Source organism: Pseudomonas sp. REP124, from assembly GCF_020164475.1.
Taxonomy (GTDB): Bacteria; Pseudomonadota; Gammaproteobacteria; order Pseudomonadales; family Pseudomonadaceae; genus Aquipseudomonas.
The window spans coordinates 1-7,779 of the sequence record NZ_JAIQWX010000220.1; the positions used below are offsets into that span (position 1 = coordinate 1).

6 protein-coding genes are annotated in these 7,779 nt (G+C 62.6%); 3 read left to right on the forward strand and 3 right to left on the reverse strand.

Features of this window, described 5'->3' with window-relative positions:
- Window positions 1–36: 36 nt before the first annotated feature.
- The 3 genes from K9857_RS28840 to K9857_RS28850 form a co-directional block, all read right to left on the reverse strand.
- Window positions 37–747: an SPOR domain-containing protein gene (locus K9857_RS28840; protein ID WP_224541740.1), complete on the reverse strand. Its 711-nt coding sequence runs from the start codon at window positions 745–747 to the stop codon at window positions 37–39.
- A gap of 1 nt (window position 748) precedes the next feature.
- On the reverse strand, window positions 749–2,485 hold the full coding sequence (argS, locus tag K9857_RS28845; RefSeq protein ID WP_224541742.1) for an arginine--tRNA ligase: 1,737 nt from the start codon (window positions 2,483–2,485) through the stop codon (window positions 749–751).
- A gap of 217 nt (window positions 2,486–2,702) precedes the next feature.
- On the reverse strand, window positions 2,703–4,922 hold the full coding sequence (locus tag K9857_RS28850) for a primosomal protein N' (protein WP_224541744.1): 2,220 nt from the start codon (window positions 4,920–4,922) through the stop codon (window positions 2,703–2,705).
- Window positions 4,923–5,212: 290 nt separating this feature from the next.
- On the opposite strand from K9857_RS28850, the gene rpmE reads away from it, so the two are divergent.
- From rpmE to K9857_RS28865, 3 genes are all read left to right on the forward strand, one after another.
- The gene (gene rpmE, locus K9857_RS28855; protein WP_007975586.1) at window positions 5,213–5,431 is read left to right on the forward strand and encodes a 50S ribosomal protein L31; all 219 of its coding nucleotides are present in this window, start codon (window positions 5,213–5,215) and stop codon (window positions 5,429–5,431) included.
- A 35-nt stretch (window positions 5,432–5,466) separates the two neighbouring features.
- Window positions 5,467–6,258 (forward strand): thermonuclease family protein, encoded by a 792-nt coding sequence (locus tag K9857_RS28860; protein ID WP_224541746.1) that lies wholly within the window; start codon window positions 5,467–5,469, stop codon window positions 6,256–6,258.
- Window positions 6,259–6,437: 179 nt separating this feature from the next.
- Window positions 6,438–7,706, forward strand: a complete 1,269-nt coding sequence (locus K9857_RS28865) for a malic enzyme-like NAD(P)-binding protein (protein ID WP_224541748.1) — start codon at window positions 6,438–6,440, stop codon at window positions 7,704–7,706.
- Window positions 7,707–7,779 lie beyond the last annotated feature (73 nt).

Consider the following 7,779-nt stretch of genomic DNA (forward strand, 5'->3'; position numbering starts at 1 on the left):
GGGCAAGCCCCCTCGCCACAGGTATTTCGGTTGGGGTCAGCGGCTCTGGCGTTGTTGTAACAACAGGTTGCTGAAACCTGCACCCGCCAGTTGTTTCTGCGCCGTGGTCAGCTGCTCACGGTTGCTGAACGGCCCGACCAACACCCGATACCAGGTCTCGTCCTTGACCGTGCCGGATTCCACCGCCACCGCCTGGCCGAGCAGGATGATCTGCGCACGGACCTTGTCGGCGTCGGTTTCCTTGCGGAACGAACCGGCCTGCAGGAAGAACTTGGTCACCGGCGCGGCCTTGGCGACAGGCGGTGCTGGCGGCGGGGTGATGCCGGCCAGGGCAGCCTGAGCGCGAGCCGTATCGATCTTCGCCGCTTCGGCCGGGGTCACAGGCGTGGTCGGAACGGCCGGTACCTGTGGCGTCGGCAGGGTTTTCTCCGGCACCGCATCCGGCGGCACGATCACCTCCGATTCCGGCAGCAGCGTATAGAAGTCGTACTTCGGCTTCACCGGCTGCGTCGGGCTCGGTGGGGTCTTGTTGGCCTCGGCGATCTTGGTGGCTTTCTGTTGCTGCTCGACCTTCTCGCGCTTGACCGTGTCGCTGCCCTTGCCCGGCTCCAGTTTCATCAGGAATACGATGAAAGCACCGACCGTCAGGCCGATGGCCATCCACAGCCAACCCGGTATCGGTTGCTTCGCTGGAGCTTGGTAACGGCTGGCGCCACGTTTGGGTGCGGGTTTTTTCTTGGCAGCCAACTTACATGCGCTCCAGAGTTTCCAGACCCAGCAGCTCCAGGCCTTGCTTGAGGGTACGGCCGGTCAGCGCGGCGAGGCGCAGGCGGCTCTGCATTTGTTCCGGGGTCTCGGCGGCGAGGATCGGGCAGTTCTCGTAGAAGCTGGAGAACAGGCCCGCAACGTCGTACAGGTAAGTGCAGAGAATGTGCGGCGTGCCTTTCTCGGACACGTTGTTCAGCACTTCGCCGAACTGCGCCAGTTTCGCTGCCAGTTCCAGTTCGTGCGCAGCTTCCAGGACGATCTGGCCTTCGACTTCGCTGAAATCCTTGCCCAGCTTGCGGAACACACCGGCCACGCGGGTGTAGGCGTACAGCAGGTACGGCGCGGTGTTGCCTTCGAAGTTCAGCATCAGGTCGAAGTTGAAGCTGTAGTCGCTGGTGCGGTGCTTGGACAGGTCGGCGTATTTCACCGCGCCGATGCCCACCACCTTGGCGATGTTGCGCAGGTCGGCTTCGGCCAGTTCCGGATTCTTCTCTTTCACCAGGGTGTAAGCGCGTTCCTGGGCTTCGGTCAGCAGGTCGATCAGCTTCACGGTGCCGCCGTCACGGGTCTTGAACGGACGGCCATCGGCGCCGTTCATGGTGCCGAAGCCCATGTGTTCCATTTCCATCGGATGGGTCACGAAGCCGGCTTTGCGGGCCACGGCGAAAACTTGCTGGAAGTGCAGGGCTTGGCGCTGGTCGACGAAGTACAGGGCGCGATCGGCCTTGAGCTTGCCACTGCGGTAGCGCACGGCGGCGAGGTCGGTGGTGGCGTAGAGGTAGCCGCCGTCGGCCTTGACGATGATCACCGGCAGCGGATCGCCGTCGGCGTTCTTGAACTCGTCGAGGAATACGCACTGGGCGCCGTTGCTTTCCACCAGCATCCCGGCGGCCTTGAGGTCGTTGACCACGTTGATCAGGTCGTCGTTGTAGGCACTTTCGCCCATCACGTCGGCCATGGTCAGTTTGACGTTCAGCAGTTCGTAGATTTTCTGGCAGTGGGACAGCGAGATGTCCTTGAACTTGGTCCACAGCGCCAGGCAGTCGGCGTCGCCAGCTTGCAGCTTGACCACCAGGCCGCGAGCGCGGTCGGCGAATTCTTCGGATTCGTCGAAACGCTGTTTGGCCGCGCGGTAGAAGTTCTCCAGGTCCGACAGCTCGTCGCTGGTGATCGGGTTTTCCTGCAGATAGGCCATCAGCATGCCGAACTGGGTGCCCCAGTCGCCAACGTGGTTCTGACGGATAACTTCGTCGCCGAGGAATTCGAGAACGCGGGCCACGCCGTCGCCGATGATGGTCGAGCGCAAGTGGCCGACGTGCATCTCTTTGGCCAGGTTCGGCGCGGACAGGTCAACCACGGTGCGCTGGGCTGGGCCTGCCTTGCGCACGCCGACATTTGCATCGGCCAGCGCGGCGTCCAGGCGCGAAGCCAGGGCCTGAGTGTTCTGGAAGAAGTTGAGGAAGCCCGGGCCGGCGATCTCGGCCTTGGAGACGTTTTCGTCAGCCGGCAGGGCGGCGATGATCTTTTCCGCCAGATCGCGCGGCTTCATGCCGGCCGGTTTGGCCAGCATCATGGCGATGTTGCTGGCGAAGTCGCCGTTCTTCTTGTCGCGCGAGTTTTCCACCTGGATCGCCGGCGACAGGCCTTCAGGCAACACACCTTCGTTGACGAGTTGGGTGATGGCTTGTTGGATCAGCTGGCGAATGGTGTCTTTCATGGTCTTCTCTTTCGACCGCAGGCGCGGCGGCGCATCGTGCGCTGGTGGAAAAACTGGGCATTATCCGTGGCGAAGCCGGGCTTGCCAACCTTAGCAGGCAGGTTGTGGATGTGTGGCGAAAAATAGCCCGCCATCGCGAGCAAGCCCGCTCCCACAATGGAGCGGCGTGCACAAATACTCTGTGGGAGCGAGCCTGCTCGCGATGACTACCGCAAAATCAATACAAATCGACCGGATCGACATCCAGCGACCAACGCACCGCCCGCCCGCTCGGCATCTGCTCCAGCACCAGCAACCAGTTGGCCAGCAACCGGTGCAACGGCGCCCGAGCCGTGGCCTGCAGCAGCAACTGCGCACGGAACCGCCCGGCCCGACGCTCCATCGGAGCCGGCACCGGTCCCAGCAGTTCGATGCCGGTCAAATTCTGCTCAACCAGCAACCGCTCAGCCTCGCTGCACGCCTCATCCAGAAAGCCTTCCGCCTGACCCGGCTTGTGCGCTTCGGCCCTCAGCAATGCCAAGTGCGCAAACGGCGGCAACCCCGCCGCGCGGCGCTCGCTCAGGGCCTGCTCGGCAAAGGCGAAGTAACCCTGTTCGGTCAATTGCACCAACAAAGGATGGTCCGCCAGGTGCGTCTGGATGATCACCCGGCCCGGTTCCTCCGCCCGGCCGGCACGCCCGGCGACCTGGACGATCAGTTGCGCCATGCGCTCGCTGGCGCGGAAGTCGCCGGAAAACAGGCCGCCGTCGGCATCGAGAATCGACACCAGGGTGACCCGCGGAAAATGGTGCCCTTTGGCGAGCATCTGCGTGCCCACCAGAATGCACGGCTGGCCTTTCTGGATGGTCGCGAACAGCTGATTCATCGCGTCCTTGCGCGATGTGCTGTCGCGGTCGACCCGCAATACCGGGTAGTCCGGGAACAGGATCGCTAAACGCTCTTCCGCCCGCTCGGTGCCGGCGCCAACAGGGCGCAAGTCGACTTTGTTGCATTTCGGGCACTGACGCGGCGTGCGTTCGACGTAGCCGCAATGGTGACAGCGCAGCTCGCCATAACGCTGGTGCACGGTCATGCGCGCATCGCAGCGCTGGCATTCGGACATCCAGCCGCAGTCGTGGCAAAGCAGCGTAGGGGCGAAGCCGCGACGATTGAGGAACACCAGCACTTGCTGGCCTGCGGCGAGGGTCTGACCGATCGCCTGTTGCATCGGTCCCGAGATGCCGCTGTCGAGCGGGCGGCTTTTCACGTCCAGGCGCAGGAAGCGTGGCTGTTTGGCGCCGCCGGCTCGTTCGTTCAGCCGCAGCAGACCGTAGCGACCGGTATAAGCGTTGTGCAAGCTTTCCAGCGAAGGCGTTGCCGAACCCAGGACAATCGGAATGTTTTCCTGCCGGGCGCGCACCAGCGCCAGATCCCGGGCGTGATAGCGCAGGCCTTCCTGCTGTTTATAAGAGCCGTCGTGCTCTTCGTCGATAATGATCAGCCCGGGATTTTTCATCGGCGTGAACAGCGCCGAACGGGTGCCGATAATGATGTCGGCTTCGCCGTCCCGGGCCGCGAGCCAGGCGTCGAGCCGTTCACGGTCGTTGACCGCCGAGTGAAGCAGCGCAATGCGCGCATTGAAGCGTTGCTCGAAACGCGCCAGGGTCTGTGGACCGAGGTTGATCTCCGGGATCAGCACCAGCGCCTGCTTGCCGGCCTCGAGGGTCTGGCGGATCAGCTGCAAATAGACTTCGGTCTTGCCGCTGCCGGTGACGCCGGCCAGCAGGAACGCGTGATAACTGTCGAACCCGGCGCGAATCGCTTCGCAGGCGGCGCTCTGTTCGGCGTTGAGCGGCAGCTCCGGCTGGGCCAGCCAGTGTTCGTGGCGGGCGCCGGGCGCGTGGCGACGGATTTCCACCTGCACCAGATCCTTGGCCAGCAGCAGATCGAGGCTGTCCTTGCTCAGCATCAGTTTGCTCAGCAACTGATGGGCAACGCCGTGCGGGTGCTGCGCCAGTGTCGCCAGGGCTTCGCGCTGGCGTGGTGCGCGGGCGATGCGCGGATCATCGAGGCTGGCGCCGGGGGCGACGGACCAGAAACGTTCCTGGCGCGCTTCGGCCAACTCGCCCTGACGCAGCAACACCGGCAGCGCCCAGCTCAGGGTGTCGCCGAGGCTGTGCTGATAATACTGGGCGGTCCACAGGCACAGCTTGAACAACGCGGGCGGCAGCGGCGGCGTGGCGTCGAGCAGCGCGATGGCAGGTTTTAGTTTTTCCGCCGGGACTTCGCTGGTCTCGGCCACTTCCACCAGAATCCCGATCATCTCGCGCCGACCGAACGGCACCCGCAGGCGCATGCCGGGCTGCAATTGCGCGCGCAGGATCCCGGCCGGTGCGCGGTAGTCGAACAGGCGGCGCAGCGGCGAGGGAAGGGCAAGGCGCAGAATGGCGTCGGGCACGCGGGATCTCGTTAAACAGGTGAGTAGGTGGGCGCGACCTGGACCTGTGGGAGCGGGCTTGCCCGCGATGACGGACTATCAGGCAACATCACTGTCGAGGCTGCTGGCCTCATCGCGGGCAAGCCCGCTCCCACAGGGGAATGGGTGCACTTTGGGCCGGGAGCCTAGCAGACGGTCGGTAGAAGCGACAGCTTGCGCGATTGGGATTGTCTGGTAGAATCCGCGGCCTAATTACGTGCGGTATTCAACAATAGTGTTGGGTGGCGGCACGCTAGCCTGAGGAAAACACCATGAAAGCTGATATCCATCCAGAATACCCAGCAGTTGCTGTTACCTGCAGCTGCGGCAACAAGTTCGAAACTCGTTCGACCTTCGGCAAAGCCCTGGCGATCGACGTTTGCAACGAATGCCACCCGTTCTACACCGGTAAGCAGAAGACTCTGGACACCGGTGGTCGCGTTCAGAAGTTCGCCGACCGTTTCGGTGCTTTCGGCGCGAAAAAGGCCTAAGGCCAATCAACTTGGGAAGCCGCTTCGGTTTTTCCATGCTGATGAAAAAGGCGTCCCTTGCGGGCGCCTTTTTTGTGTCCGCGATTTGGCTCTCCGCTGCCCAGGCCCTCTGCCCGGCGCCAAGCGGTCTGACATCGGTCGAGGTGCAGCGCGTGGTGGATGGCGACACCCTGCGCCTGCAGGATGGTCGCAGCGTACGCATGATCGGCCTGAACACGCCTGAGCTGGGCAAGAAAGGCCGCTCCGACGAGCCGTTCGCCATGGCCGCGCGCAAACGTCTCGAAGCCCTGGTGGCGGCAAGCGACGGACGGGTTGCTCTGCTGCCCGGCAAAGAAAGCAAAGACCGCTACGGCCGGACCCTGGCCCATGCCTACGGTGCCGACGGCGCCAATCTCGAAGCGCAAATGCTCGCCGAGGGCCTGGGTTTTCTCGTGGCCGTCCCGCCGAACGTCGACTTGGTCGCCTGTCAGCAAGCCGCCGAGCGCAGTGCGCGTCAGGCAGGGCTTGGCGTGTGGCGCCAGTCGCCTGTACTGAAAGCGGATCAGATCGACCGCGCCGGGTTTGCTGTGATTAGCGGGCGTGTGAGCAAGGTTCAGCGCAATCGTGGCGGGATTTGGCTCGAATTGCAGGACTCGGTTGTGTTGCGCGTTGCACCCAATTTGCTCGGTCGCTTCGATGCGAGTTCGCTACAAAAGCTCGAAGGCAGGCAAATCGAGGCGCGGGGCTGGGTTCTGGACCGTTCGCGCCGTGGCGGACTCAAGGAAGGTCAGGCGCGCTGGATGTTGCCGCTGACTGATCCGGCGATGCTTGAAGTGACGCAGCGATAAAAAATTGTAGACATTTTTTCCGTCGATTGTGAACAGTCTATCCCTTGTGTTCCGCGGCTCTTGGCCAAAAGTAGTAGGACAGGGCGGTTGACAGGGGTGACCGGTCAGTCTTGTGGGGATTTTGCGAGGCGCGTATCCTCGCTGACCAGTCTGTCCAACAGTAAAAGCGGAATGCCCATATGTCTGATTTGAAAACTGCCGCTCTCGAGTATCACGCCAATCCTCGTCCAGGAAAGCTGAGCGTCGAGCTCACCAAGCCTACCGCTACCGCCCGCGACCTGTCGCTGGCCTACAGCCCCGGCGTAGCCGAACCAGTACGCGAAATCGGTCGCGACCCTGAGCTGGCCTACAAGTACACCGGCAAGGGCAACCTGGTTGCAGTCATTTCCGATGGCACCGCGATTCTCGGCCTGGGTAACCTGGGCCCATTGGCTTCCAAGCCAGTGATGGAAGGCAAGGGCGTGCTGTTCAAGCGCTTCGCCGGCATCGACGTTTTCGACATCGAAGTCGACTCCGAAAGCCCGCAAGCCTTCATCGACACCGTCAAGCGTATCTCCATCACCTTCGGTGGCATCAACCTGGAAGACATCAAGGCACCAGAGTGCTTTGAGATCGAGCGCGCTCTGATCGAACAGTGCGACATTCCGGTATTCCACGATGACCAGCACGGCACCGCGATCGTTACCGCCGCCGGCATGATCAACGCCCTGGAAATCGCTGGCAAAACCCTGCCTGAAGCCAAGATCGTCTGCCTGGGTGCCGGTGCTGCCGCCATCTCCTGCATGAAGTTGCTGGTGAGCATGGGCGCCAACATCGAAAACATCTACATGATCGACCGTACCGGTGTGATCCACTCCGGCCGTGACGATCTGAACCAGTACAAGGCTGTCTTCGCTCACGCGACCGACAAGCGCACCCTGGCCGATGCCCTGCAAGGCGCTGACGTGTTCGTGGGTCTGTCCGGCCCGAACCTGCTGAGCCCTGAAGGCCTGCTGTCGATGGCGGCCAACCCGATCGTGTTCGCGTGCTCGAACCCTGATCCGGAAATCTCCCCTGAGCTGGCGCACGCTACCCGCAGCGACGTGATCATGGCCACCGGCCGTTCGGACTACCCGAACCAGGTCAACAACGTACTGGGCTTCCCGTTCATCTTCCGCGGTGCCCTGGACGTTCGCGCCAAGCGCATCAACGAAGAAATGAAAGTGGCTGCGGCCAACGCCCTGCGCGAACTGGCCAAGCTGCCGGTACCTCAGGAAGTGTGCGACGCCTACGGCGGCATCAAGCTGGAATTCGGTCGTGAGTACATCATTCCGAAGCCAATGGACGCCCGCCTGATCACCCTGATCTCCGACGCCGTGGCCAAGGCCGCGATCGAGACCGGTGTGGCGACTCTGCCGTATCCGAAGCACTACCCGCTGAAAAGCGTGGATGATGTGTTCAACGGTTAATTCGTTGTAGCGCTTCAACCAAAAAGCCCTGGCTCGTGAGAGTCGGGGCTTTTTTGTGCCTGATGGATTTGTA

What these genes read in the sequence shown, in the direction of transcription:
- argS (WP_224541742.1), bottom strand. Translation starts at nt 2,485, where the DNA reads ATGAAAGACACCATTCGCCAGCTGATCCAACAAGCCATCACCCAACTC.
- rpmE (WP_007975586.1), top strand. Translation starts at nt 5,213, where the DNA reads ATGAAAGCTGATATCCATCCAGAATACCCAGCAGTTGCTGTTACCTGC.
- K9857_RS28860 (WP_224541746.1), top strand. Translation starts at nt 5,467, where the DNA reads ATGCTGATGAAAAAGGCGTCCCTTGCGGGCGCCTTTTTTGTGTCCGCG.
- K9857_RS28865 (WP_224541748.1), top strand. Translation starts at nt 6,438, where the DNA reads ATGTCTGATTTGAAAACTGCCGCTCTCGAGTATCACGCCAATCCTCGT.